This window comes from Streptomyces venezuelae (assembly GCF_008642335.1).
Lineage (GTDB): Bacteria > Actinomycetota > Actinomycetes > Streptomycetales > Streptomycetaceae > Streptomyces > Streptomyces venezuelae_F.
On sequence record NZ_CP029191.1, the window covers coordinates 6636187 to 6662049 of the forward strand.

Below are 25863 nucleotides of genomic sequence, written 5' to 3' on the forward strand. Positions count from 1 at the left end.
TGTGCTGCGTACGCCACGCGGTCACCATCGCGCCCCAGTCTCACGCAAGATCCATCCGTTCCCGGAGCGAGGAGACACCGCGTGACCAGACACTGTCCGACCCGTCGAACAATCGGTTCGGTCGTGCTCGCCATGACCACCGCCTTCGTGGCGGCCACCACCACCGCATCCGCCACCGCGACGGCCGCCGAGCAGCTGCCCGGCATAACCCCGCGAGCCGAGACCCCCGTCCTGCACGACGACGACGCGGGCGGCAACGCCGACGCCGACGACCCGGCGATCTGGCGCAACACCGCCGACCCGGCGCGCAGCCTCGTGATCGCCACCGCCAAGGAAGGGGGTCTCAGGGCCTACGACTTGGACGCCCGGCCCGTCCAGTCCGTCGCCGCCCCGCCCGCCGAAGGGCCCGACGACGCGCCGGGCCGCTTCAACAACGTCGACCTCGTCCACGGCCTCAAACTGTCCTCCGGGGTCGCCGACCTCGCCGTCACCAGCGACCGGGGTCACGACACGCTGCGCTTCTACCGCATCGACCGCGACCGCTCCGGCGGCCCCCTGACCGACGTCACCGACCCCGCCGCGCCGCCCGTCTTCTCCGCCGACCAGGCCGAGGTCAACGAGCAGCGGACCGCGTACGGCCTCGCGACCTGGCAGGACAAGGCGAGCGGCCGCTCGTACGCCCTGGTCAGCCAGCGTGAGCGCACCGGCGTCGCGCTCCTCGAACTGCTCCCGGCGGGCGGCGGCAAGGTCACGTACCGCAAGGTCCGCACGCTGGACCTGCCGTCCTCGTTCCGGCTGCCGGACGGCACGTCGTGGAGCCCGTGCGCGGAGCCCGGCGAACTCCCGCAGGTGGAGGGCATGGTCGTCGATCCGGACAACGGCACGCTGTACGCCGGGCAGGAGGACGTCGGCATCTGGCGCATGCGCGCCGACCTCACCGGCAAGCCCGAACTCGTCGACAAGGTGCGCGAGTACGGCGTTCCGGGCGTCTACGACGAGGAGACGGAGGAGTGCGAGGCGGGCGCCGATCCCGGGTACGGCGGCAAGCGGATCACCGCCGACGTCGAGGGGCTCACGCTCGTCCATGAGAAGGACGGGGACGGGTACCTTCTCGCCTCCAGCCAGGGCGACAACACCTTCGCCGCGTACGACCGCGAACTGAGCGACCGGAATGAGTACGAGGGTGGCTTCAGGGTCACCCCGGCGGGCGGCGCGCTCGACGGGTCCGAGGAGTGCGACGGTGCCGCCGCGCTCAACGAGCCGCTCGGCTCGAAGTACCCGCACGGCCTCCTCGTCGTCCAGGACGGCCACGAGGCGCCCGGCGACGGCGACCGCCCCGCCACGAACTTCAAGTTCGTCGACCTCGGCAAGGTCATGAAGACGCTGGACGACTGAACCGGCGCCGGAAGACGGATTCCCCGCCGGATGCGGACGGCCGTGCGGGGCCTGCGAGCGCGGCCCGCTGCTCGGGCGTGAGCCTGAGTCCCGGGTCGTGCCCGGCCGCCTGCACGGCGCTGATGACCCGTGCCGTCGGCCAGCCGAGGGCGGCGGCGAGCTCACCCGTGGTGAGGGGGCGGGCCGCGTGGAAGAGCGCGGCCAGTACCGTCAGCGCGTCCTCGACGGTCGCGGAGGTCGGCGGTCCCGTCATGCTCCGGTGGATCCCGGCGAAGAACGCGTGCATCGCGTTGAGCCGCGCCCCCGTGGGGGTGTCGGGCCCGAACAGGTCCGCACCCTCCCGGGCGGTCGCCGCGCATGCCGCGTTCTTGTGCGCACTGGTCAGCCAGGCGCGCAGCCAGACCTCCTCGTCGATGACGTAGCGGTCGCGGCGCCGGCCGGGCTCGTGCTCGCGGGAGAGGACGTCGAGCCCTTCCAGATACCCGACCGCCTTGGACACCGAGGCCGGACTCACCTTCAGGCGGCGTGTGAGCTCCGCGGAGGTCTCGGCGCCGGTCGGGGCCGTCACCAGGCACGCCAGTACCCTCGCGGCGGTGCGGGGCAGCCCGACGGCGATCAGCAGAGAGGCGAACTTGTCCACGTACGCCTGGACGGCGGCGGGGTGGGGATCGTGATCCACCTCGGGCTCGGGCTCGGGCGCCGCGGGCCGTCGGGACGGGGGCCGGTTGCGCCTGCGCCACGCGTCGGCGCGGTCGGCGTGCTCCGCGCGGTAGGCGTCGGGGCCGCCGTTGCGGGCGACCTCCCTGCTCACGGACGAGGTCGCCCGGCCAAGCCGCCGCGCGATGGCGGCGTACGACAACTCCTCGGCCAGCCCCGCCTCGATGGCTCTCCGGTCCTCCGCCGACAGTCTTCCGCCGCCCATGTCCCCCCTTTGCGTTGCGTTAGCCCTCATGGGCAACGCTACGCGACCCCAAAAACCCGTCTGTTGCACGAAGTTGTCCGTCGTGTGGCGCTGCAGACGGACGCATGTGCAACGTAGCTTTCAGTTGTCGCGAAAGAAAGCAGAAGACCAACCGCGGCTGAAGAAGCAGGACAGCACCAGGGGGTTCACATGGAAGACGCCACTCCCGTGGCGCCCGGCCGAGGCGGCCACGAAGCCGCGCAGCGCGTCCTCGACCGGGCCGTGCGGGAAGGGGGAGTGCCGGGCATCGTCGCCCAAGTCCGTGACCGGGGCGGGAACTGGTGCGGCACGGCGGGGGTCGCCGACACGCGGACGCGGCGGTCGCGGGGGCACGAGGACAGGTTCCGGATCGGCAGCATCACGAAGACGTTCGCCGCCGCGGTGCTGCTGCAACTCGTGGGCGAGCGCAAGCTGACGCCGCGGGACACCGTGGACCAGTGGCTGCCAGGCGTGCTCCGGGGGAACGGGCACGACGGCACCACGACCACCGTCCGGCAACTCCTCGACCACACCAGCGGGATCTACAGCTACACGCACGACCAGGCGGCGCTGAGCACGCAGGAGACCTACACGCCCGCGGACCTCGTCGGGATCGCCCTGTCGCACCCGGCGGACTTCGCTGCGGGCACGGGCTGGACGTACTCCAACACCAACTACATCGTCCTCGGCATGATCATCGAGCGGGTGACGGGGCGGACGCTCGCGGAGGAGATCGCGGACCGCGTCGTGCGCCCGCTCGGCCTGAAGGGAACGTCCCTGCCGCCGACGGCGGACGCATCGCTCCCGCAGCCGCACGCACGCCACTACACCAAGCTGTTCTCGCCCGACCCGGACGCGCCGGTCCACGACGTCACGGACCTGGAGGCGAGCCCGTACTGGGCGGCGGGCGGCATGATCTCCACCGTCGACGACCTGACCAGGTTCTTCTCGGCCCTCCTCGGCGGACGGCTGCTCCGCCCCGAGCAGCAACGGGAACTCCTCACGATGGTGCCGACCAGGGACTGGCTCCCCCGCACCACGTACGGTGCCGGAATCTCCCGCCTGCTCCTGCCCTCCGGCACGGCGGTCTGGGGAATGGGCGGAGCCCTCTTCGGCTCCTGGTCGTACGTCTACGGCACCCGCGACGGCACGCACATGCTCGCGGTGAACATCAACGCCGACTGGGCGACGGGCCACTGGGAGGACCCGATCGGCATCTTCAACGACCTCCTGGAGACGGAGTTCAGCTACGGCTGCGCGTTAGGCTTCGCGTCGACCTGACGCGACCGCTCCGCCGTCGGGCATGGACGGCGGAGCGGCCGCGTGGCATCGCGTGTCGTGTCAGTCGAAGGGGACGGCGTCCGCCGCGTTGGCGTGCCAGTTCGTGCTCTTCGGCTTGTCGATCAGGGTCGTGCTGGGGAGGCGGAGGTCGGTGGCGTTCCCCTCGTCGCCCATCACGGCGATGGCCATCCAGTCGAACTCCGCGCCCGAGTTGCCGTTGGTCGACTTGGGGTTGATGCCGGCGTACGCGGCCTTGGTGCCCGACACCTTGACGTCGTCGGTGACGGCCTGTTCGGCGGGGGTGACCTGCCGGTCGGGGTGCGAACCGAAGCCGGCGGAGGGGAACGTGCCCTCCAGGTAGCAGGTGATGCCGGGCCTGGCCTTGGCCGTCACGAGCAGGTAGCCGCCGGCCTGCGTCTTCTCGGTGACCTTGAAGGTCAGGTCGTCGGTCCCGCAGACCTGTTCGACGGGGGCCTTGGACTGTCCGCCGACGGCGAGCGCGGTACCGGCGGCGGTGGTGGTGAGGGCCGCGGCGGCCACGGCGGTCAGGACCAGACGGGCGGGGCGGGCGGTGAGACGCGAACGCATCGGTTGCTCCATGGGTGCGGTGAAGGGCGGCTCGTGAGCGGTTCGTCCGGCGAGCCGCTCGGACGGTCCACAGCCTGGGGCGTGATCCGTCCCGGCCGCCAGCACCCACCGGCGAAACGGGACGCCGGAACGCCGAAACGGCCGCTGACCAGTGCAAACACCGTCACCCTGGAACGGGTGGCTGGGACGCCACGTGCACGCGTTCGCCCTGCTGCCCGTAGAGGGCGATCGTCTCCGCCGGGACGTCGTCCCGCGCGTTGCCGATCCAGTGCGGCGTCGCCGTGTCGAACTCCGCCGCCTCACCCGCCGTCAGCTCCGTCCGGGTGTCGGTCAGGACGAGCTGAACCGTCCCGTGAAGCACGTAGAACCACTCCCGGCCGGGGTGCACATGGAAGCGCGGCGGCGGGAGCTGCGAGGCCGGAGGGTAGATCACCTTGTACGCGCGCATGCCGCCCGTCTTCACGCCGAGCGGCACGAACGTCAGCCCGTCCTTGCGGAAGGGACGCAGGTGGACCCGCGGGTCGCCGGTGGCCGGCGCGGCGACGAGTTCGTCGAGCGGCACGGCGTAGGCGCGGGCGAGCGGGAGGAGCTGTTCCAGGGTGGGGCGGATCTGACCGCGTTCGAGCCGCGAGAGGGTGCTCGGCGTGAGGCCCGTGCGCTCGGCGAGCGTCGCGAGGGTGAGGCCGAGCGCCTTGCGGAAGCCCCGCAGCCGCGGCCCGACGTTCTCCAGTACGGCCTGATCATCGGTCACAGCAGCCGCCTCCCTTCGTCCCCCAGTCCAACTCGCGGGCCCGCAGCCCCGCCTGGAAACGGGACGTCGCACCGAGCGCCGTCATGAGGTCGGCCACGCGCCTGCGGTACGTGCGCAGCGACATGCCCAGCTCGCGCGCCGTCACCTCGTCGGTGTGCCCGGCGCTCAGTGCCCGCAGGACCCGGCGCGCTTCCTCGCTCAGCGCGGGCGGGCGCGTCCGGCGGTACTCGTCGAGGTCGACGGCCGTCTCCCACGCCGCGTGCAGCAGCGTCCTGACGCCTTCGACCGCGACCGGCGTCCGGATCACCGTGAACGTACGCACCCCCTGGACCGGCGCCCCGGCCAGGATCGCCGCGCGCCGGTCGATGACGATCGCCTCGTGGGCGAGCGGCGCCGCCGAAATGCGCACCTGCGCGCCGGATTCGGCGATCCGGACGAGCCGCGCCTCCGACCGCGCGTCCGCCAGTGCGCGCGGCGTGTACAGCTTGCGCATCGTCAGGCCGCCCGGCACGAGCGGCGGGCGCCGGCCCCCGGCGAACGCGGCGTTCACGCCCGGCGAGAAGGTCACCAGGTCCGCCGCCGCGCACAGGAACTCCTCGCGGGCCCCGGTGATGAGCTCACCGGCCCGGCGCACCAGTTCCCGCTCGCCCCGCAGCGACACGATCTGATCTGTGTGGGATGTGCTCGGCATGGTGGGGACAGTCTGGCAGCAAGTGGCCACGTGATCGCGTGCGCGGGACGCACATCGCAGGATCTGCGCATGGCGACCACGGAGAACACGAGCAGCACCCATTGTTCGGATACGGCCCCCGCCACTGCGGCCGGCTCCCACCTCATCGGCGGCGACCGTCTCGTCCACCGCATGGGCTTCGGCGCCATGCGGCTGCCCTCCGCCGGCTGGGACGGCCCCGCGCACGACCCCGAGCGCGGCATCGCCGTGCTGCGCCGCGCCGTCGAGCTCGGCGTGAACCACATCGACACGGCCGCCTTCTACTTCTACGAGGACATCGCGGCCAACGACCTCATCCGCAAGGCACTCCACCCGTACCCCGACGACCTGGTCATCGCCACCAAGGTCGGCCCTGGCCGCCTCCCGGACGGCAGCTGGATGGACCCCGCCGACCCGACCGAACTGCGCGCGGCCGTCCACCGCAACCTGCGCGAGCTGGGCCGGGACCACCTCGACCTCGTCTACCTCCGCTTCCTGCGGACCGACGGGCCCGGCGAGGACCGCTTCGCCACGCTGGCGGCCCTGCGCGACGAAGGCCTCATCCGCCACCTCGGCGTCAGCAACGCGACGCCCGGACAGCTCGCGGAGGCGCAGGAGATCGCACCCGTCGCCGCCGTGCAGAACAGGTTCAGCCCGCTGACGCGCGACCATGCCGAACTGGTCGACCTGTGCGCCGCGCGGGACATCGCGTACGTCCCGTACTTCCCCTTCGGGGGCGCCGGAGCACCCGACCTCGCGGCGCTCCGACGCGTGGCCGACCGGCATGGCGCCACCCCCGCCCAGGTCACCCTGGCGTGGCTGCTCGCCGTCTCCCCGTCGATGCTCGCGATCCCCGGCACCTCGTCGCCGGACCACCTGACGGAGAACGTGGCGGCGGCCGCACTCCGGCTCGACGCCGAAGACCTCGCGGAACTGGACGCGCTCCGGGACACTGGCATGTAGCGCAACTCGGTGGCGGGGGGCAGCGGTTGAGGTCACGTAGGACGCTGTTCGCGTGCGTGCTCACGCTGTGCGGGTTCGTGCTGTGCGCACTGCTGGGGCCAGGGCGGGCGGCGGCCGCCGGGGATCCGGCCGACTGGTGCGACACCGCGGGGCTCGACAAGGCGAAGGCCAGTGCCTCCGTACGGCTCGCGCACGGCGGACGCGTCCACACCAAGGTGACCGCCGGACTGACCGTGCACGTGCCGTCGTCCTGGGAGCACGCGAAGTCGCTCCTGATGAGCGAGGACACCGACGCGTACCGCGAGGCCATGGGCTGCCTGGCCCGCCCCTACGAATCCCAGCACCGCTGGTGGGGCGAGTGGCGTCCGGACGGAAGCCCCGCCGTGCGGCCGGAGAAGGGCGGCTTCGGCGTCACCTTCGACACCTTCTCCTGGATCGACGAGGCCACGGGGTGGTTCCGCCTCGGCCCCTGGAAGGTGGAACTGGGCGCGGCACGCTGGCGGTTGCTCTTCGAACCGGCGCCCGGACTCGGCCGCGTCGACTGGACGGAGATCCTCGTCGACCCCGGCGCCCCGGGAGCCCTGTCCGCCGTACCCGCGCCCACGACGCGTGAGGGCGCCACCGCGTTGGTGTGGCGGCCCAAGGGCGAGAAGGCCCCACCGGCCGTCGCGGTACGGCTCGCACCGGGGTGGCCGCGGTCCTTCGCGGCGCGGGACGACCGGCTGCTGTTCGCCAACGTGAGCATCGCGGGCGGTGTGACCTGGACGTTCGTGGCCTGCGGGATCCTGCTGTACGGGGCGGGGAAGGTACGCCGCCGCAGCGGGGCCACCGGGGCGGAACGGCGGGCCGCGCGGACGGTGAGCGACTGGGCCTGGGTCTCGGCCGGTCTCGTGATCGCCGTCAACGGCGACGAAGTGCTCTACCGCGTCGCGCGTGCCGTGGCGGACGACGAGGACTGGTACGACCGCGAGCAGCGCCTCGGTCTGCCCGGCACCCTCGGCGCGGCCGTGCTCCTGCTCGCCTTCGGGCGCCCGCGACGGCCCGTCCTGTGGGCGGGAGCGGTCCTGGCCGCACCCGTGCTCGCCGTGTCCGGCGTGCCGCACCGGTTCGGGCTGCCCACGTCGTTGGAGCTGCCCGCCGACGCGCCGGACCGGGCCGTGTACGCGCTGTTCACCGCCCAGGGCTCGCTGGCCGCCCTCAGCCTCCTCGGCTTCGCCGCCGCCGTCTGGCGCGTGGCCCGCGACTGCGGTCTCGTCCGCCCGAGCCGCGAGGCCCCGCACGGCCCGCGCGACCTCCAGGTCCGGTACGCCGTCCCGGTGATCGTCCTCTGCACGGCGGCCATCGGAGCCTGCTACGCCATGGCGGCCGAACGGGAGTGGCGGCGCATCTCGTGGCTCAGCGACCGGAGGGACGGCGCGTACGACGCCCAGCACCTGGAGAAGCTCCGGGAGGATCTCACCTGGTTCAGCGTGAACTTCCAGAACTGGTGGTTCTGGTACCACTGGCTGATCACGGGTCTCGTCATCCTGGCCGCGCTGCGGGCCGCCGCCGCGCGGGACACCGAGTCGCCGGTCGCGGAACCGGCGGACCGGTGGCTGTTCCTGCTGTTCTTCCCCGTCATGGTCGGCCTGGCCCTCGGCTCCTTCGGCAACAACGCCCTCCTCGAACCCCTCTGGCTCGTCCTGAACATGGCGGCACTGCACCTGGTCACGGTCGTGGCCGGGAGCCGGACCGTCCTCGACCGCACCCTGGAAGTGTCCGGCGAACGGCTCGGCGCCACCGTCACCGCCGCCCGGCGCGGCGACGTCCTCGGCCGCGCCCGCCGCTACCGCGAGATCCACGCGATGATGCGCCGCCTGGAGGCGGGCCAGTCGGACGACGACATCCTCCAGCGCCGCCTGCTGGAACGGGAGGTGCGCGGACTCCACACCTGGACCGGCAAGGGCGGCACCGCGGACCGGCTGCCCTCGCAGGTCTCGGTCGTCGACGTGGCGCTCGCGATGGGACCGCGCGACACCTGGTGGGGCAACGGCTGCCGGGGCGCCCTCATCGCCTGCCTCTTCGGCCTCCCGGCGACCGCGGTGGTGGTCTGGTCCGGATGGATCCGCGGTGACAACTGGCGCGCCGGCATCCACTACGTCCTGGGGCTGCCCGACCTGGTCTGCGGACTCGTGGTCTGGCAGGCGTGCTGGGTGGGCGCGGGCTTCGTGCTGGGCGCGCTCTGGCGGCGGCTGCCGGGGCGGCGCGGGCCCGTGAAGGCGCTGGCGGTGGCCGTGGCCTTCGCCCTGCCCGCCGGGATCGACGCGCTGGGGAACCTGCTCATGGACCAGGGGTACGGGGACACCGGCCTGCACGTGCTGACCATGCTCTTCGTCCTCACCCTCACCGGCATCGCCCTGGACCTCGACATCTTCCGGGGCGAACGCCGGTTCTGGCAGAGCCGGTTCGGGCTGCTCCTCTCGGTCTACCAGATGCGGTACCTCTCACTGCAGCTCGCCTACCTCGTCGCGCAGGCCGTGGCCATGGTCACGCTCTGGCAGTTCTTCTCCGACACCGGTGGGGGGCCGCCGCCCAAGGAGTTCGAGGGCGGCGGCGGTGCCGGAGGTGGCGGCGGCAGCGGTCACGGCTGAGCCGTCAGGACGAGGTCACCAGACCTCCTCCACCCACTCCGGGTGGTCGATGAACGGGTTCCTGTTGTGCTGGAACTTGTCGAAGATGACCTGGTTGCGGTTCTTCTCGAACGCGTCCGGCGGGTCCTCGTCGCTCCACTTCTTCAGGACGGAGAGGCGGCCGATGGCGGGCGCGCTGCCGTTGTCCACCTGGTCGTTGGGCTCCAGGTCGGGGAAGCCGCCCTCGCCGTCGTAGCGGACCGCCATGTAGAGGATCATGCGGGCCACATCGCCCTTGACCGCGTCGCGGGGCTCGAAGGAGTCACCGTCGGTGAGGTTGCCGGGGGCTCCCGCGACCGCGCCGCCGCCGTTGTCGAAGTCCTTGTTGCCGCGGATGCTGTTGACCGTGACGTCCTCGGGACGCAGGTGGTGGACGTCGGTGCCGGGACCGGTCGCCGTGCCGAAGTCGCCGTGGGACTTCGCCCAGACGTGCTCGCGGTTCCAGTCGCCCTGGTCGCCGCCGCTGCTGCTCTTGCTCCGCGAGGTGCCGGAGTAGAGCAGGATCACGTTCGAGCTGTTGGCCGGGTCCTCGTCCGTGGTCTTGAGGGCGTCCCAGACCTGGCTGTACGAGAGCTTCGTCTGCTTGCTGACGATCGTGTGCAGCGCGGACTTCAACTCGGGGCCTGTCTTGCCGAGCGCGTCCTTGTAGTACGTGTCGTCGTAGGCGCCGACGGCCGCGGGGGCCGGGGCGGTCGTGGGGGAGGGGGTGGCCGTGGCGGTGGCCGGCACGGTGATGCCGGCGAGTACCGCGGCGGCGGTCAGGGCGAGGGGTTTCCAGCGGCGTACGCGCGGGACGGGCATGTGGGGGTGTGTCCTTTCCCGTGGGCCTCGCGAGCCGCCCGCCCGAACCCGACGGGCGTGCGGTCTACGCGAGTTGACTACTCAACCATCGGGAGAGTGGCACGGATGTGCGTACGACCGTGTGAACGTATCGAGGTGGTTGGGTGACGATGTCATGTACACGGAGGGCTAGAGCCCCATCACCGTCGCGTCCGTCGCCAGCGCCCTGAAGTACTCGCGCGGATCCGCCACAAGCCGCCGCTCCTTGAGGTCGAGCAGGCCCCCGACGGAGGAGATCGTCGCGGCGACCGTCCCGTCCGCCTTCGTGATCGTCTGCTCGACGCCGAACGTCTTGCGCTCGCCCCACACGAACGCGCAGCTCACCGACGTCTCGTCGCCCGCGAGGAGTTCGCTCCGGTAGCGGACCGTCGTCTCAAGGACCACCGGGCCGACGCCCTTGTCCAGCAGGTCCGTCTGCGCGATGCCGGCCGCGCGCAGCAGCGACCAGCGGGCGTGCTCGGCGTACTGGAGGTAGACGGCCTGGTTCAGGTGCCCCTGCGTGTCCGTCTCGTATCCACGGACGGCGACGCTCACGGAGTACGGCTCTGTCACGGTGTTCCCTTCGCTGGGCTGGTCTTCGTCGGGCTCGCTCGATGCGTTCAACCCGGCCGCCGCGTACGGCATTCCACCGCTCACACCCTGCGCGGCGACGCCAGCACATAGCGTCCGCCCCCGCGCGGCTCCGCGTGTTCACCGGCCTGCCAGCCCGCCCGCTCCAGCGCGGCCGCACACGCCCGTATCCCCTCCGGCGTCGGCTCGCGGACGGCGACGGCCTCCGGCTGCGGGGTGGGGGACACCTGGTAGCCCTCGCGGTCCGGGCCGGGGCCCGCGGGGCGGCAGCCCGCCGCCTCCAGGGCCAGGGCCGCCGCCTGCACCAGGTGCGTGCGCTCCCAGGCGCAGGGGCGGTCCCGCGCACCGTCCGGGTTCGTCATGCGGCGCAGCTCGACCAGGCCCTCCCAGGCGCTGCGGACCTCACGCGCGCGGGCGGGGCCATCGGAGCCGGTCCGCAGCGTCTCCGTGGTCTCCGTGCCGGTGCGCGCGGCGAAGACACCGGAGGGGGCGGGGGCCGGGGGTGGTGGCTCCGGGGCGGACGACGCGGGAGCGGGTGGAGCAGGGGCGGTGCCCTCCTCCCGTACGCGGTGACCCGCCGGCGTCAGGAAACACGCGTGCGGCGGCCGGGGGTGGCGGAAGGCCAGGCGCGCCCGCACCAGCGCCTGGAGCTGGGCCTCGGTGCCGGACAGGCGGCCCGTCTGCGGGTCAGCGGCCTCGATGATCCGTCGCTGAGCAGCTGTCGGAGGCTTCACCGCGCACACCCCTTCCCGGGCCGGTTCCGTCGACCGGTCAGGTCAACTGCTACCGATGGTGCCCTGCGCCACTGACATCAGGAGTTCGAGGACGCGACGGTCCTCGTCCGCGTCCGCCCGCTCCCCGGGGCTGCCGGGATACGTGTCCAGGAGGACGTCCGTCGCACCGAGACCGGCCAGCGTCTCCAGGTCGCCGCGGATCTGGTCGACGCTGCCGTGGCCCAGCGGACGCTCCGGCGTGTCCTGCCGCTCGCCGACGCGGATCTGCAGGCGCGGCGCCAGGTCCGGCGCGGGACGGCCCGCGGCCTCGGCCTCCGCGGCGATGCGGGGAAGCGCCTCGTCGAGGAGGGCGCGGCTCGGCATGAACGGGTGCCAGCCCTCGCCGAGGCGGGCCGCGCGGCGCTGGGCCGCGGGGGAGTTGCCGCCGACCCAGACCGGCAGCGGGCTGCTCGCGGGGGCCGGTGCGGTGCGCACACCGTCGTACGAGACGTACGTGCCGTGGAAGGACGTCGGGTCCTCGCGCCACGCGGCGCGGATCGCCGTCAGGTACTCGTCGGTGATCGCGCCGCGCTCGCGGAAGGGGACGCCGAGCACCTCGTACTCGGCGGCGGACCAGCCGACTCCGGCGCCGAGGATGAACCCGGCGTCGTTCAGCCGGTCGATGTTGGCGGCCATGCGGGCGGTCTGCAGGGGGTGACGGTACGGGACGACGGTGATGGTCGTCCCGAGCCGCAGCCCCGGCACCCGGCCCGCGAGGTACGCGGCGAGCACGAACTGGTCGTAGAACGGCGCGGGATAGACCTCGTGGACGTCAGGTGTCACCGCTATGTGATCGGAGATCATCGCGAACTCGAACCCGAGGTCGCGCGCGTCGGTCGCCTGCCGCAGCAGGGAGTCGGGGGTCGTGCCGGAGCCGAAGTTGAGGAGGTTGACGCCGTATCGCATGACCGCAGTCTTGATGATCACCGATACGTGTGTCGAATGCCGTCACCTCGGCGGTGAACGGCGTCACTTCACCAGTTGCGGGCGGAGATTCCAGCTCGCCACCACGTGCCGCCGGTGCTCGGTGCTCAGCCGGCTCACCGTGCCGGTGGCGAGCAGGAACATCGAGCCGCCCGACGCGGGCAGACCAAGACGGCGGGCCGCGAGGACGCGCAGGAAGTGGCTGTGGGCGAAGAGGACGACGCTGCCCTCGTTGTCGGCGAGCGCCGCGTCGACCTTCGCCAGCATGCGGTCGGCGCGCTCGCCCACCTGCTCCGGGCTCTCCCCGGGGTGCTCGGGCGGGCCGAGCGCGACCCCGTCCGTGAAGAGGTACCAGTCCGGCCGGGTGCGGTGGATCTCGACGGTCGTGACGCCTTCGTACGCGCCGTACTCCCACTCGGCCAGGTCCGGGTCCACGCGCGCGTCACCGAACCCGGCGAGCTCCGCGGTCTCCCGCGCGCGCTGGCGCGGGCTGCAGAACGCCGCCCCGATCCGGAACCTGCCGATGAGCGGGGCCAGCGAGCGGGCCTGCTCGCGGCCGTTGTCGGTGAGGGGGATGTCCGTCCAGCTGGTGTGCTGCCCCGACAGGGACCACTCCGTCTCGCCGTGCCGGACGAGGAGCAGATCACCCATGATCGCGCCGTTCCTGTTCTCCCGGTGGTGGCGGGCCGTCCGGCACCGCCACCACCGAGCCTGCCACGCCCCCCGGGACCCGCGCCCGGCGGGACCCGGCAAGCGAGGCGTCACCCTTGGGGGGCTTTCCCGCTACATCCCCTGCGGCACCCGCGCGGGCCGCCCCGACCCGCGCGTCAGCGCGTAGCCGCCGACGCCCGCGAGCGCCGCGAGGACACCGCCCACCGCCGTCCAGATCCAGCGCGAGGACCACCAGCCACCCGACCAGCCGTCCTCCGGCTCGACGGCGGCCGCGGTCCGCTGCTTGTCCGAGCCCGCGCCCGGCACCAGCGGCTCACCGAGCGACCCGTCGACGGCCTGCGCGCCGCCCGCGTCGGTCGCGGTGACCTTCGCCTCGGCCCGCACCGGGAGACCCAGGTCGTCCGCCTTGAGGTCGGTGACCGTGAGCCGCAGGTAGTACGTGCCGGGCAGCGGGTCGTTCGCCCACTGCTCCGACCAGGACCTGACGGTCCGCAACGAGCAGGACAGCGACACCGACGAGGCGTCCTGCGCGGCCTTCTTCGTGGGCGTGCCGAGGCGGCAGGCCTGACGGCGCCGCAGCCCGTCGTACACGTCGACCTGCCAGGTGGACGCGGCGTGCCGGGCCGCCGCGTCGGGCAGCTTCACCGTCGCGTGCACGGTGGCGCGCTGCCCGGTGTCCACGGGGAACGCCCAGTACAGGTAGTCACCCGTGGACGCCTCCGCCGTCGCCTCCTGGTCGATGCGGAGCGCGGTGGCGGTACGGAAGGACGTACCCGCCTCCGTCACCTTCTCCGGCGTGTCGTCGTCGGCCGCGGCCGGTCCCGCGGCCGCCCCGGTCAGCGCCAGCAGGGCGGCGCCGGCCGTCACGGCGAAGCGCCGCACCACACGTGTCGTACGCATCAGTTGGTCCTCCAGACCGCGAAGCGCCAGCGCGAGAGCCAGCCCCAGAGCAGACCGGCGACGAAGCCGACCAGGACGAGCACGCCGAGCAGCCACCAGCCGTGGCCGAGCCCGAAGAAGGCGACGTCGGACGCGTCGTCGGGGGAGTCCACGAGATCCACGGCCAGCTCTACGGGGAGGCCGGGCGACGTCTTCACGGAAGCGGGCGCGGAGAAGGAGTTGCTGACGCGCAGGCACACGGTCTCGCTCGCGCCGTACTTGGCGTCCTCGTCGTCATCGTCCGCCTCGGGCCGCGGATAGCGCAGGCCGGTCGAGATGACGTCGGTGCGTCCGTCGCCGGACTCCTGGCCGCGCACGATCTCACGGCCGCCCTGCGTCTCGGCGCGCAGCAGCACGCCGTAGTCCGGGTTCACGGCCCGGTCGGCGGCGACGCTCACGGAGGCCCGCAGCTCCTTGCCCGCGGGGACGTCCACGCGGTACCAGCGATGCTCGCCGAACTTCTCGCGGTCGGTGTAGAGCCCCGACTTCAGCTCGGGCGCGTCGGTGCACCGCGCGGCGCCCTTCGCCTCCACGGGCGTGACGACCGGGTCGGCCGCGCGGTCCACCAGCTGCTTGACGCGGCCCGCCAGCTCGTCGGTGTGCCGGACCGACGTGTACGTGCCGCCGGTGGCCTCCGCGATGCAGCTCAGCTGGTCGCGGGTTTTGGCGTCGGGGACGAGGCCGAGCGTGTCGATGGTGAGGTGGATGCCCTTGGCGGAGATGTCACGGGCGACCACGCACGGGTCGAGCGGCTGGCAGGTGTCCTCGCCGTCGGAGATCAGCACGATCCGACGGCTGCGCTCGGCGTCGTCGTCCTTCGTCAGGTCGTCGGCGGCCTTGAGGAGCGTCGGGCCGATCGGGGTCCAGCCGGTGGGCGCGAGCGTCGCCACGGCGGTCTTCGCGTCGGTGCGGCCCGCCTTGTCGAGCTGCTCCACGGGGTAGAGCAGCTCGGTGTCCTTGCAGCCGGTCTTCCGGTCGTCGCCGCGGTAGTTGGCGCCCAGGGTGCGGATGCCGAGCGCGACCTCGTCGGGGGTCGCGTCGAGGACCTCGTTGAAGGCCTGCTTCGCGGCGGCCATGCGGGACTTGCCGTCGATGTCGCGGGCGCGCATGGAGCCGCTGACGTCGAGGACGAGCTCGACCTTGGGGTTGGGCCGTGCCGGTTCGTCGTCGTCATCGGCGGCGGCGGGGCCTGCCGTGACGAGCCCGGCGGTCAGGGCGGCGAGCAGGGCGATGGCCCAGGCCGCCGGCCGTTGTCTTGTGATCATCGCCGGATACTATTGATCAAGCGTGTGCATCCCCAAAACGGCGTCAGAACGGCACGGGGAGCGACGGCCTGACCACGCACCACACGACACCCTTCGGTGTCACGTCAGCGCTTGAGCCCCCGCCCCCCGAACGCCCCCGACCCGTCGGCCCGCCGCCACCACGTCTCCATCGCCGCCTGGTCCATCGCGCCCCAGTCCGGCGTCGCCTGGACGAGCGCCCCGCCGAGCCGCCGCCCCAGATCCACCATCGCGCGCCCGGAGACGGTGCGGTCGGTGTCGTACGTGTCCAGGGCGTCCGCCCAGGTGTCCGCCGTGGCGAGGGCGGACTCCAGGACCGTGGCGTCCTGCAGCGCCTTGACCGCGCCCGCGCCGGTGTGCGGCCGGGCCACCGCCGCCGCGTCGCCGACGAGCAGGACGCGGTCCGCCGTGCAGCGCGGCGCGGTGAAGTCGTACATGGGCTGCAGGAAGAGCTCGTCGGGCGCCGTCTCGCGCAACAGTGCGCCCCAGTAGGGCGGCAGGAGCTCGTCGGCCACGAAGCCGAGGTGGGCGGTGAGCGCTTCGGTGAGGCCGCCGGGCGGCAGGCTCGTGGGACCGGTGAGCCGCAGGTCGAGGCCGAGCCCGAGGTCGAGACCGGGAGGCGGCGCGGTGTACAGGACCCAGTTGACGCGGTGGCCGCCCGCACCGTCCGGGATGCGGTAGATGATCACGTGGCCGCCCGGGAAGACGGCGTACACGCAGTCGTCCTCGGCCCACAGGTCCGGGTCGTTCAGCCGGGCCTCGGGGAAGGCGCCGCGCCAGGCGAGATAGCCCGCGTAGGCGGGGCGTACGTCTCCGAAGCGGGCGGCGCGGACCGCGGAGCGGTAGCCGTCGGCGCCGATCACGAGGTCGTGGCGGCCGCTGCCGCTGTCCGTGGTCACCTCGACGCCGTCGGGCCCGGGACGCACGTGCCGCACCGGGGATCCGGCGCGGAACTCCACGTCTCCCGGAATGCGGGCGCGCAACTCCCGCCACAGTGGCCCCCAGTTGTACGTGCGGAAGGGGAACGGCATCACGGCGATCTCCCGGCCCACCGGGGCGCCGGACGCGTCGTCCCGCACGTACCAGCGCCGCCGCACGAGCTGCACCCACGGCATGTCCGCGTCCAGGTAGCCCGCCGACTCCAGCTCGGCGTAGCGCCCGTCGTGCACGGCGAGTCCCACGCCGCGGTCCGCGAGGTCCCCGGCGGCCCGTTCGTACACGGTGATCTCGTCCGCGCCGCCGCGGTGCGCGGCCAGGGCCGCGGCGCATCCGGCGATGCTGCCGCCCACGACGGCGACCTTGCCTCCACGCATCATGGCGCCATCCTGGCAGCCGCGGTGACCGCCTGTCAGCGCAGTGACACCCCACGCCCGGCGAAGAACGGCTCGAACGCTTCGGGCGTGAGCGCCGCCGTGCGGGTCGCCGCGTCGATGCCGGACGGATTGTGGAAGTGCAGGCGCCCGTCGGCCGTGCGCCCGGTGAGCAGGACCAGGTGGCCGCCCCTGCCGGGGGACGGGAGGTGCGGGCGGCGGATCTCGAAGTGCACGGAGGCGATGACCTTCCGTCCCTCGTCGAGGAGCGCGCCGATCTCGGCGACGGAGAGGTGCCGGTGGACCTCGGCGTCGACGCCGCACGCGTCGCGGGCGTACTCGGCGAACGGGGCGTAGATCATGCCCTTGATGACGCCGTCCACATCCGTGTACGCGCCGTACTTGAGCGCGCCGTCCCGCAGCTCGAACAGGGGCGGCGCGGACGGGCCGAGGGCCATCCGGAAGCACGTCAGACCGCACAGATGGCCGCACCAGCGCGCGTAGTCGTCGAGGGTGGCGGCGCCCGAGGTGCGCCAGGCCGGGTCGGCGGCGCGGTCGAAGCCCTCGTACACGATGGGCGCGACGAGGTCGGGCGAGGCGAACTGCGTGAGGACGGGCTGTCCGCAGTCGGAACAGGGCGGCACGGTGCTCCCGGCGGTCGGCGCCGTCACCGGCGGCACTGGCGGTAGCCGCTCAGGAAGCGGCCGATGCGGCTGATCGCCGCGTCCAGGTCGTCAGCGTACGGAAGCGTGAGGATGCGGAAGTGGTCGGGGCGGGCCCAGTTGAAGCCCGTGCCCTGGACGACCTGGATCTTCTCCTGGAGGAGGAGGTCCAGCACGAACTTCTCGTCGTCGTGGATGGGGTGGACCTTCGGGTCCAGGCGCGGGAACGCGTACAGGGCGCCCTTCGGCTTCACGCACGAGACACCGGGGATCTCGTTCAGCTTCTCCCAGGCCCGGTCGCGCTGCTCGTGCAGCCGACCGCCGGGCGCGGTGAGTTCGCGGATGGACTGGCGGCCGCCGAGCGCGGCCTGGATGGCGTACTGAGCGGGGGCGTTGGGGCACAGCCGCATGGAGGCGAGCATCGTCAGCCCCTCCAGGTAGCTCTTGGCGTGCTGCTGCGGCCCGGTGACGACCATCCACCCGGACCGGAAACCGGCCACCCTGTACGTCTTCGAAAGGCCGCAGAAGGTGAGGACGACGAGGTCGGGGGCGAGGGCGGCGACACTGTGGTGCACGGCGTCGTCGTACAGGATCTGGTCGTAGATCTCGTCGGCGAAGACCATCAGGCCGTGCCGCCGCGCCAGGTCGAGGATGCCCTCCAGGATCTCCTTCGGATAAACCGCGCCCGTGGGGTTGTTGGGGTTGATGATCACGACGGCCTTGGTGCGGTCGGTGATCTTCGAGGCCATGTCGTCGAGGTCGGGGTACCAGTCGGCGGACTCGTCGCACACGTAGTGGACGGCCTTGCCTCCGGAGAGGGTCGTCACGGCGGTCCACAGGGGGAAGTCGGGGGCCGGGATGAGGACTTCGTCGCCGTCCTCCAGGAGGGCCTGCACCGCCATCGTGACCAGCTCGGACACGCCGTTGCCGAGGAAAACGTCGTCTACGGAGACGTCGTCCAGGCCGAGCGCCTGGTAGCGCTGGGCGACGGCGCGACGGGCGGAGAGGACGCCGCGCGAGTCCGTGTAGCCGTGCGCCTGGGGGAGCATCCGGATCATGTCCTGGACGATCTCCTCGGGCGCCTCGAAGCCGAAGAGAGCGGGGTTGCCGGTGTTGAGGCGCAGGACGCTGTGGCCCGCCTCCTCCAGCGCGTTGGCGTGCTCGATGACGGGGCCCCGGATCTCGTAACAGACCTCACTGAGCTTGCTCGACTGCCGGAACTCCATGCGCTGCGCCTCCCATGACGAGTACTGCCCGTGACACGTACTGCTCGTGACGAGTACTGCTCGGTGTTGCTTGGTTTTACCAAGTCCCCGCTTGGAAAGTCCAACAACTTGCATAGACTATGCCGCATGCCACCTCAGCCGCCCCGGGCGAACACCACCGCCCGGCCCCGCCGAAGCTACGACCAGTACTGCGCCGCGGCCCGAGGCCTCGACGCCGTGGGCGACCGCTGGACCCTGCTGATCGTCCGGGAACTCCTCGCGGGCCCGCGCCGCTACACCGACCTGCACGCCGACCTGCCCGGCGTCAGCACGGACGTCCTGGCGTCGCGCCTGAAGGACATGGAGCAGCATGGGCTGAGCACCCGCCGCAAGCTGCCCCCGCCCGCGGCGGCGTACGTCTACGAACTGACCGACCGGGGCCGCGCGTTGCTGCCGGTCCTCCAGGCCCTCGCCGCGTGGGGCGCCCCCGCCCTCGCGGAGCGCAGGCCCACGGACGCGGTGCGGGCGCACTGGCTCGCGCTGCCGCTGCTCGGGTCCCTGGCGGCGCTGGACGTCGAAGGGGTGCTGGAAGTGCGGCTCGACGAGGGCGTGTTCCACGTGCGGACGGGTGCGGGCGGCGAGGGGTACGGCGAGGGCGAGGCACCGGAGGAGCCGGACGCCCGCGTGGCTCTGGACGCCGTGACGTGCGCGGCCGTCGTCCGGGGCGAACTCACCCTCGGCGAGGGCGTACGGGACGGCCGGATCGAGCTCACCGGCGAGGGCGTCCTGGCGAAGACCCTGCGCGAAACCTGACGGCGAGGATATTCGGTTCCGTTCCTAGGGCCCCTAGGTTTAACCTAGGGGCCCTAGGAACGACTGGAGGGTGTCCATGGTGCGGCGGGCCGGACTGACGGCGGAGCGGGTGACGATCGCGGGCGCCGAGCTGGCGGACGAGGTCGGACTCGACCGGCTGACCATGTCGCAGGTGGCGCGGCGGCTCGGCGTGAAGGACGCGAGCCTCTACGCGCACGTCCGCGGCCTCGACGACCTGCGGGGGCGCATCGCCCTGCTGGCGGCGGACGAGAAGACGATCCGCATCGCGGAGGCGACGGCGGGCCGGTCCGGCAAGGACGCGCTCATCGCGTACGCCGACGCCTGGCGCGACTACGCCCGCCGGTACCCCGGCCGCTACACGGCCACGCAGACCCCGATCGAGATCGACCCCGCGCCGGCCGCGGACGCGCCCGGCCCGCGGCGCGCGGTCGACCTGACGTACGGCATGCTGCGCGCCTACGGCCTGGCCGAACCCGACCTGACCGACGCGGTCCGCCTGCTGCGCAGCACCTTCCACGGCTTCGTCGCGCTGGAGGCGGCGGGCGGCTTCGCGCACCGGCGCCCGGCGCAGGCCTCCTGGAACCGCGCACTCGACGCCCTGCACACCCTCCTTGAGCACTGGCCCTCGTCCGAGGACGAAGAGAGAGAAAAGGAAGCGGAGAAAGCATGAGCGAGCCGACCGTCGGAACCCTGCGCGTGAACGGCGCGACCCTGCACTATGAGGTGCGCGGCCAGGGCCCGCTCCTGCTCCTGATCCCGGGCGGCACGGGCGGCGCGGCCTCCCTCGCCGCGGTGGCCGCCGACCTGGCCGACACGTACACCGTGGCGACGTACGACCCACGGGGGATGGCCGGGAGCGCGCTGGACGACCCCGCGGCCGAGCAGCGGGTGGAGGAGCACGCCGAGGACGCGCTCCGACTGCTCGACCTGCTCTCGCCCGACGCCCCCGCCCGGGTGTTCGGCTCCAGTTCTGGAGCGATCGCCGCCCTGCACCTGCTCCTCGCCCACCCGGAACGCGTGGCACGGGTCGTGGCGCACGAACCGCCGGTCGTGGAAGTCCTCCCGGACGCCGCCGCACACCGCGCGCTGCTCGCGCGGGTCCAGGAAACACTCCGCGACGAGGGGCTGATGCCGGCGATGGCCGTGTTCGCGGCGGGCCTGCGCGGGGACGGTGCCCCCGCCGAGCCCGCACCCGCGGCGGAACTCCCGCCGCAGGCGGCGGCACGGGCCGAGCAGACCTTGGCCGGTCTGCCGTACTTCATCGGGCGCATCGTGCCGAGCTTCATGGCCTACGCGCCCGACGTCGCCCGGCTCGACGCCCTGTCGGACCGGCTCGTGCTCGCCTGCGGCGAGGACTCGCGCGGCGAGCTCCCGTACCGCCCCGCCGCCTTCCTGGCCGAACGCCTCGGCACGGAACTCCGGCACTTCCCCGGCGGCCACATCGGCCTGACCACCCACCCGACCGAGTTCGCCGAACACCTCCGCAAGGCCTTGCACGCCTAGGCGCAGGAACCGTGCTCGCGGACGCCTACCGGAGAGAGCGGTGACTTTCCGGTCCCGCCGCGGTCCTACATACGTCGAGACCATGTCGAGACCATATGGACAGGCGGTACCAGTGATGGACAAGAAGTTCACCGCGACCCTGCGGAAGAGCCCGGCCGTAGGCGGCTGGACGTACGTCGTGTGGCCCGAGTCGGCCGAGTTCTTCGGCACCCGCGGCCTGGTGAAGGTGCGGGGCACGATCGACGGTCATCCGTTCCGGAGCTCGTTCATGGCTCTGGGAGACGGCACGCACAAGCTGCCGGTGAAGGCGGAGGTGCGCAAGGCGATCGGCAAGGAGGAGGGAGACACGGTGACCGTCCACTTGGAGGAGCGACTGAGCGCCTGACGCGCCCCGGGGCGTGGCCGATGTATCGCGGGCCTATCGAAAAACGCATACGCCCCCGCAACATCCCCGCGTCTTGAGTGGAGTCACGGGCGGCCCCGGATCCACGGACGGCCGGTCCGTCGACCAGGGAGGGGCGTGGCATGGGCTCGGATTCCGTACGGGGTGTGGGGCGGCGGAGGTTGCTCGGGTGGGGCGGGTGGGGCGGTCTCGCGGCGGTGGGAGGCGCGCCGTTGGTGGGGGCCCGGCCCGCCCACGCCGCTCCGGCGGCGACCGATCCCCGCGCGATCCCCCGGGACACCCGACCCGGCGGAGCCTACGACCGCTACGTGGCGAAGCTCGCCGCCGAGGACAGGTTCTCCGGCGTCGTGCTGCTCTCGCACAGGGGCCGGACGGTGTTGTCCCGCAGCTACGGGATGGCGGACAGGGAGAAGGGCGTCCACAACCACGAGGGCGTCGCGTTCAACCTCTCCTCGGCGGGCAAGCCGTTCGGCGCCGTGGCCGTCCTGCAGCTGGCGCAGCGCGGCAGGCTGCGGCTCTCGGACACCGTGGGCACCCATCTGAAGGGCTTCCCCGCGGCGATCGCCGACAAGGTGACCATCCACCACCTCCTCTCCGGCATCTCCGGGCTCAACACCCCGGAGGAAGACCTGCGACGCGTCTTCCACAGCCGGGAGGAGGTGCGCGAGTTCTACGAGAAGTGGGCCCGGCAGGCGGAACCGGTGGGCCCACCCGGCACGCCCACCGACCACGCCGGCGCCGAGGTCGCCATCCCGGCGCTGATCGTGGAGGCGGTGACCGGCACGACGTACTGGGACTACGTGGAGGAGCACATCTTCAAGCGGTGCGGCATGACCGGCACGGGGTTCTACACCAGACCGCAGTGGCTCACCGACCCGCACATCGCGCACTCGTACATGCGCCAGGCCGACGGCACCCGCGTGGACGCCGTCCGCAACCTGGACAAGGGCAGCCCGGACCCGCTCCAGCTGGGCAAGAACCCGGCCCGCGGCTTCATCGACTTCCCCGGGGACGGCGGCTTCGCCACCGCGCCGGACCTGGTCCGGTTCGCGCACGCGCTGAGCGACGGCACGGTACTGGACCGCCCCTACGCCGAACTCCTCACCGCCGCGAAGATCCCCCTCGCCCCGCAGGGAGGCGGCCTGCGAGCAGCCCGGTCCACGACCGCCGACGCGGCGTTCACGACGTACATGATGCCGGTGAGCCTGATCGACGGTCAGTGGCTGAACGGCCGCGCGGGCGTCAACCCCGGCAGCCTCGCCAGCTGGAACATCTACCCGGACAGCGGGTGGGTCGGCGTCGTCCTCGGCAACCACGACGACGCCCCGTTCCAGGAGATCATCGAGCAGGAGATACGGGCCATCCTCGGCACAACCTGAGCGTGCCCGCGAAAACCTGATCGTGCCCGCACCGGCCCCGGCATACAGTGGCCGGTGTGCTGCGTGAAGTGACTGCTGTCCGGTATGTGAACCCGCTGCGGACCGGCGGGTCCGTGCCCGGGGTCGTCGAGGCCGACGACCTCGGGACATACGTCGTCAAGTTCACCGGATCCGCCCAGGGGCGCAAGGCGCTCGTCGCCGAGATCATCGTCGGCGAGCTCGCACGCCGCCTCGGCCTGCGCTTCCCCGAGCTCGTCCTGGTCCACTTCGACCCCGCGGTCGGCGCCGACGAACCGCACCAGGAGGTCCAGGACCTGCTGCACGCGAGCGCCGGCCTCAACCTCGGCATGGACCTGCTGCCGGGCGCCGCGGACTTCACGCCCGAGGCGATCGACGTCGACCCGCTGGAGGCCGGCAAGGTCGTCTGGCTCGACGCCCTCACCGCGAACGTCGACCGCACGGTGCACAGTTCGAACCTGATGATCTGGCCCACGTTCGGCGTGCACGAGCCGAAGCTGTGGCTCATCGACCACGGCGCCGCGCTCGTCTTCCACCACCGCTGGGGCGCCTCCGCCCCGGACAAGGAGTACGACTTCCGGCACCACGCCCTCGGTTCGTACGGCCCGGACATGACGGCCGCCGACGCCGAACTGGCGCCCCTCGTCACCGAGGACGTCCTCCGCGAGATCGTCGCCCTCGTGCCCGACGCGTGGCTCGCCGACGAGCCGGGCTTCGACTCGCCGGACGCGGTCCGCGAGGCGTACGTGAAGCACCTCCTGGCCCGCGCCCGCGCCTCGGCGGCCTGGCTGCCCACGTGCTTCCCGTCCCGCGACGAACTGGCCGCCGCCGACGCACGGCGCGCCGCCGCCACCGAGAAGGGCCGGCCCGCCTGGCTGAAGCGCGTCCCCGATCTGCACGGGAAGCCCGCGGCCCAGCAGGACTGGTCGACCCACCTCGGCTGACGGTCAGCTCTTCGGCATCAGGACCGTGTCGATGATGTGCACCTCGGCGTTGGCCGTCTTGACGTTGCCGCAGACGACGTTCGCCGAGTCGTTCACCTTGTACGACTCTCCCGAACCGGACGTCGTGAGCTTCGACTTCTCCAGCGTCTCGTAGGAGCCGCTCTTCAGGTCCTCGGCCGTCAGCCGCTGGCCGACCACGTGGTACGTGAGGATCTTGGTGAGCTGCGCCTTGTCGTTGAGGACCTTGTCCAGGTCGGCCTTGGGGATCTTCGCGAAGGCGTCGTTCGTCGGGGCGAAGACGGTGATGTCCTTTGCGTTGTTCAGCGTGTCGACGAGACCGGCCTTCTTGACCGCGGTCACCAGCGTGGACAGGGCCGGGTTGTTCGACGCGGCCGTGGCCACGGGGTCCTTCGCCATGCCGTCGAAGCTGCCCTTGCCGTCCTTCGGCACGGACGAACAGGCGGGCCCGAACGGCTCCGTCATGGATCCCATCGCCTTGGACGGTTCAGCCGACGCGCTCTTGGAGGGGCTGTCGGCGGCGCTGTCCGAGCTGTCGTCCGAGCAGGCCGTCAGGGCGAGGGGGAGGAAGGCGGCCGAGACGACGGCGACGGCGGCGCGACGGACACGGCGGGGGGTGGTGTTCATGACTTCTCCAGGGGGGTGAGTGAACTTGCGTACTGGTGCGGAAGGGGAGGGATACGAGGGTCAGGTGACGGTGACCACCACCGAATGCCGGCCGCTCGCCCCGTCAGGGCTCGTGCGGGTTCGTTCCGCCGTCTGGACGGCACCCGTTCGGTCGGTCGCCCGCACCGTCAGGGTGTGACCGCCCGGAGCGGCCTGCCACGGGAAGGACCACTGGCGCCAGGTGTCGCGGGTGTCCTCGGCGGCCAGGTCGGCGCTCCGCCACGGGCCGTCGTCGACGCGCACCTCGACCTTGTCGATGCCGCGGTGCTGCGCCCACGCCACCCCGGCGACCATCACCGTTCCCGCCTTCGGCCGGGCGAACGGCTTGGGGGTGTCGATACGGGACTGGGTCTTGATCGGAGCCTTCGCGGCCCAGTCGCGCCGCACCCAGTAGGGGTCGTACGCGTCGAACGTCGTGAGCTCGATGTCCTCGATCCACTTGCAGGCGGAGACGTATCCGTACAGCCCCGGCACCACCATGCGCACGGGGAACCCGTGCGCGAACGGCAGCGGTTCGCCGTTCATGCCGAGCGCCAGCAGCGCGTCGCGGCCGTCCATCACGTCGTCGACGGGCGTGCCGATGGTCATGCCGTCCACGGACCGCGCGACCAGCTGGTCCGCGGGGCCGCCGCGGGCCGGGGGCACGACACCGCACTCGGCGAGCACGTCGGCGAGGCGTACGCCGATCCAGCGGGCGTTGCCCACGTACGGGCCGCCCACCTCGTTGGACACGCACGTCAACGTGATGTCCCGCTCGACCAGTTCGCGCCGCAGCAGGTCCCGGAAGGACACGGTCGTCTCGCGCGCGACGCCCTTGCCGTGGATCCGCAGCCGCCAGGCGTCGGCGTCGACCCGGGGCACGATCAGCGCGGTGTCCACCCGGTAGAAGTCCTTCGAGGAGGTGACGAAGGGGCTGATGCCGGGCACGCGCAGCCGTGCGCCCTTGGGGACGGGGGAGGCGGGCGAGGCGGGGGCGGGCAGCACGATGCCTTCGCGGGAGGCGATGGCGTCCTTGCCGCGCGAGGCGTTGAACGACCTGCCGAGAGCGCCGACGCCCGCCGAGGCGGCCGCGGCGGCGGTGGCGGCGATCAGGAAGCCGCGCCGGTCCCACCCGGCGGTCTCCGTGCCCCCTTCTGACGCGGGGCGGGGGACCAGACGACCGGCGAGCGCATACAGCAGCGCCGCACCGGCCACGGAACCCACCAGGGAGGGAAGCGCGTCCGCGAGACCGGTCGAGTCCGGCCGGGAGACGGCGGCCAGGGCGCCGACCACCCCGAAGAGCAGCACGCCCGCCGCGCCGAGGCGGCGGTGGCGCAGGGCGAGGAGCCCCAGCGCGACCGCCAGGAGCGCGAGCACCACGACGATGCCGGACTGCAGGACGAGCTTGTCGTCGGTGCCGAACTCCCGGATCGCCCAGTCCTTGACGGACGCGGGCGTACGGTCGATCGCCGCACCGCCGACCGCCACGACGGGCCCCGCCTCGGGGCGCACGGCGGAGGACAGCAGCTCGGCCGCGGCGAGGGCGGCGAACCCGGCCAGCGCCCCACTCAGGGCACCGGCCGCGGCGCGCCCCGGGTCGATGCGCGGTTTCCGGCGGTTCCGTTCTGTCGTCACATGGGGTATC

26 protein-coding genes are annotated in these 25863 nt (G+C 72.5%); 10 read left to right on the top strand and 16 right to left on the bottom strand.

Features of this window, described 5'->3' with window-relative positions; genetic code table 11:
• Positions 1-132: 132 nt before the first annotated feature.
• Complete coding sequence (locus DEJ49_RS29650; RefSeq protein WP_150188554.1) at positions 133-1395, top strand: phytase; 1263 nt, start codon at positions 133-135, stop codon at positions 1393-1395.
• Here DEJ49_RS29650 and DEJ49_RS36800 read toward each other — a convergent pair.
• Positions 1373-2317 (bottom strand): GbsR/MarR family transcriptional regulator, encoded by a 945-nt coding sequence (locus tag DEJ49_RS36800; RefSeq protein WP_150186942.1) that lies wholly within the window; start codon positions 2315-2317, stop codon positions 1373-1375. The two genes, DEJ49_RS29650 and DEJ49_RS36800, sit on opposite strands and share 23 nt — an antisense overlap.
• A 189-nt stretch (positions 2318-2506) precedes the next feature.
• On the opposite strand from DEJ49_RS36800, the gene DEJ49_RS29660 reads away from it, so the two are divergent.
• Positions 2507-3616: a serine hydrolase domain-containing protein gene (locus DEJ49_RS29660; protein ID WP_150186943.1), complete on the top strand. Its 1110-nt coding sequence runs from the start codon at positions 2507-2509 to the stop codon at positions 3614-3616.
• A 60-nt stretch (positions 3617-3676) separates the two neighbouring features.
• Here the strand turns inward: DEJ49_RS29660 and DEJ49_RS29665 are convergent, their stop codons facing one another.
• The 3 genes from DEJ49_RS29665 to DEJ49_RS29675 all read right to left on the bottom strand — a co-directional run bounded on the left by DEJ49_RS29665 (position 3677) and on the right by DEJ49_RS29675 (position 5646).
• The gene (locus DEJ49_RS29665; protein WP_150186944.1) at positions 3677-4204 is read right to left on the bottom strand and encodes a hypothetical protein; all 528 of its coding nucleotides are present in this window, start codon (positions 4202-4204) and stop codon (positions 3677-3679) included.
• A gap of 163 nt (positions 4205-4367) precedes the next feature.
• Positions 4368-4955 (bottom strand): helix-turn-helix domain-containing protein, encoded by a 588-nt coding sequence (locus DEJ49_RS29670; protein WP_150186945.1) that lies wholly within the window; start codon positions 4953-4955, stop codon positions 4368-4370.
• Entirely contained in the window at positions 4945-5646 is a 702-nt protein-coding gene (locus tag DEJ49_RS29675) for a helix-turn-helix transcriptional regulator (protein WP_150186946.1), read from the bottom strand. The genes DEJ49_RS29670 and DEJ49_RS29675 overlap by 11 nt, the downstream gene beginning before the upstream one ends.
• Positions 5647-5715: 69 nt before the next feature.
• Here DEJ49_RS29675 and DEJ49_RS29680 point away from each other — a divergent pair, with 69 nt between their 5' ends.
• Together DEJ49_RS29680 and DEJ49_RS29685 are read left to right on the top strand one after the other, a co-directional pair.
• Positions 5716-6627 carry an aldo/keto reductase gene (locus DEJ49_RS29680; RefSeq protein WP_150186947.1) on the top strand — a complete coding sequence of 304 codons (912 nt, stop codon included), beginning with the start codon at positions 5716-5718 and terminating at the stop codon, positions 6625-6627.
• A gap of 26 nt (positions 6628-6653) precedes the next feature.
• Positions 6654-9257, top strand: a complete 2604-nt coding sequence (locus tag DEJ49_RS29685) for a DUF6185 family protein (protein ID WP_150186948.1) — start codon at positions 6654-6656, stop codon at positions 9255-9257.
• 15 nt (positions 9258-9272) lie between these two features.
• On the opposite strand, the gene DEJ49_RS29690 is transcribed toward DEJ49_RS29685, so the two are convergent.
• From DEJ49_RS29690 to DEJ49_RS29735, 10 genes are all read right to left on the bottom strand, one after another.
• Positions 9273-10097: an endonuclease I family protein gene (locus tag DEJ49_RS29690; RefSeq protein WP_150186949.1), complete on the bottom strand. Its 825-nt coding sequence runs from the start codon at positions 10095-10097 to the stop codon at positions 9273-9275.
• A 168-nt stretch (positions 10098-10265) separates the two neighbouring features.
• Positions 10266-10688 carry an acyl-CoA thioesterase gene (locus tag DEJ49_RS29695; RefSeq protein WP_150186950.1) on the bottom strand — a complete coding sequence of 141 codons (423 nt, stop codon included), beginning with the start codon at positions 10686-10688 and terminating at the stop codon, positions 10266-10268.
• Positions 10689-10768: 80 nt separating this feature from the next.
• On the bottom strand, positions 10769-11440 hold the full coding sequence (locus DEJ49_RS29700) for a hypothetical protein (RefSeq protein ID WP_150186951.1): 672 nt from the start codon (positions 11438-11440) through the stop codon (positions 10769-10771).
• Between the two features lie 42 nt (positions 11441-11482).
• Entirely contained in the window at positions 11483-12385 is a 903-nt protein-coding gene (locus tag DEJ49_RS29705; RefSeq protein ID WP_150186952.1) for a TIGR03619 family F420-dependent LLM class oxidoreductase, read from the bottom strand.
• Positions 12386-12448: 63 nt separating this feature from the next.
• Entirely contained in the window at positions 12449-13054 is a 606-nt protein-coding gene (locus tag DEJ49_RS29710) for a histidine phosphatase family protein (protein ID WP_150186953.1), read from the bottom strand.
• 132 nt (positions 13055-13186) lie between these two features.
• A complete protein-coding gene (locus tag DEJ49_RS29715) occupies positions 13187-13975 on the bottom strand; it encodes a hypothetical protein (protein WP_150186954.1) in 789 nt (262 codons plus the stop codon).
• A complete protein-coding gene (locus tag DEJ49_RS29720) occupies positions 13975-15279 on the bottom strand; it encodes a VWA domain-containing protein (RefSeq protein ID WP_150186955.1) in 1305 nt (434 codons plus the stop codon). Before DEJ49_RS29720 ends, DEJ49_RS29715 begins: the two co-directional genes overlap by 1 nt.
• Before the next feature lie 104 nt (positions 15280-15383).
• Positions 15384-16610, bottom strand: a complete 1227-nt coding sequence (locus tag DEJ49_RS29725; protein ID WP_150188555.1) for an FAD-dependent monooxygenase — start codon at positions 16608-16610, stop codon at positions 15384-15386.
• A gap of 35 nt (positions 16611-16645) precedes the next feature.
• Positions 16646-17278, bottom strand: coding sequence for a peptidase (locus DEJ49_RS29730; RefSeq protein WP_223833042.1), 633 nt, complete (start codon positions 17276-17278; stop codon positions 16646-16648).
• Complete coding sequence (locus DEJ49_RS29735; RefSeq protein ID WP_150186956.1) at positions 17275-18495, bottom strand: pyridoxal phosphate-dependent aminotransferase; 1221 nt, start codon at positions 18493-18495, stop codon at positions 17275-17277. The genes DEJ49_RS29730 and DEJ49_RS29735 overlap by 4 nt, the downstream gene beginning before the upstream one ends.
• Before the next feature lie 126 nt (positions 18496-18621).
• Between DEJ49_RS29735 and DEJ49_RS29740 the strand changes: the two genes are divergently transcribed.
• The 6 genes from DEJ49_RS29740 (at position 18622) to DEJ49_RS29765 (ending at position 23555) form a co-directional block, all read left to right on the top strand.
• Complete coding sequence (locus DEJ49_RS29740; protein WP_150186957.1) at positions 18622-19287, top strand: winged helix-turn-helix transcriptional regulator; 666 nt, start codon at positions 18622-18624, stop codon at positions 19285-19287.
• 76 nt (positions 19288-19363) lie between these two features.
• Positions 19364-19978, top strand: coding sequence for a TetR/AcrR family transcriptional regulator (locus DEJ49_RS29745; protein ID WP_411757255.1), 615 nt, complete (start codon positions 19364-19366; stop codon positions 19976-19978).
• Positions 19975-20811, top strand: a complete 837-nt coding sequence (locus DEJ49_RS29750; protein WP_150186958.1) for an alpha/beta fold hydrolase — start codon at positions 19975-19977, stop codon at positions 20809-20811. The genes DEJ49_RS29745 and DEJ49_RS29750 overlap by 4 nt, the downstream gene beginning before the upstream one ends.
• A 115-nt stretch (positions 20812-20926) precedes the next feature.
• The gene (locus DEJ49_RS29755; RefSeq protein ID WP_150186959.1) at positions 20927-21196 is read left to right on the top strand and encodes a DUF1905 domain-containing protein; all 270 of its coding nucleotides are present in this window, start codon (positions 20927-20929) and stop codon (positions 21194-21196) included.
• Positions 21197-21336: 140 nt separating this feature from the next.
• Positions 21337-22593 (top strand): serine hydrolase domain-containing protein, encoded by a 1257-nt coding sequence (locus DEJ49_RS29760; RefSeq protein ID WP_150186960.1) that lies wholly within the window; start codon positions 21337-21339, stop codon positions 22591-22593.
• Positions 22594-22649: 56 nt separating this feature from the next.
• Positions 22650-23555 (top strand): HipA family kinase, encoded by a 906-nt coding sequence (locus DEJ49_RS29765; protein ID WP_150186961.1) that lies wholly within the window; start codon positions 22650-22652, stop codon positions 23553-23555.
• A 3-nt stretch (positions 23556-23558) separates the two neighbouring features.
• Here DEJ49_RS29765 and DEJ49_RS29770 read toward each other — a convergent pair whose 3' ends face one another.
• Positions 23559-24200: a fasciclin domain-containing protein gene (locus DEJ49_RS29770; protein ID WP_150186962.1), complete on the bottom strand. Its 642-nt coding sequence runs from the start codon at positions 24198-24200 to the stop codon at positions 23559-23561.
• A 60-nt stretch (positions 24201-24260) separates the two neighbouring features.
• Positions 24261-25853, bottom strand: coding sequence for a molybdopterin-dependent oxidoreductase (locus tag DEJ49_RS29775; protein WP_223833043.1), 1593 nt, complete (start codon positions 25851-25853; stop codon positions 24261-24263).
• Positions 25854-25863 lie beyond the last annotated feature (10 nt).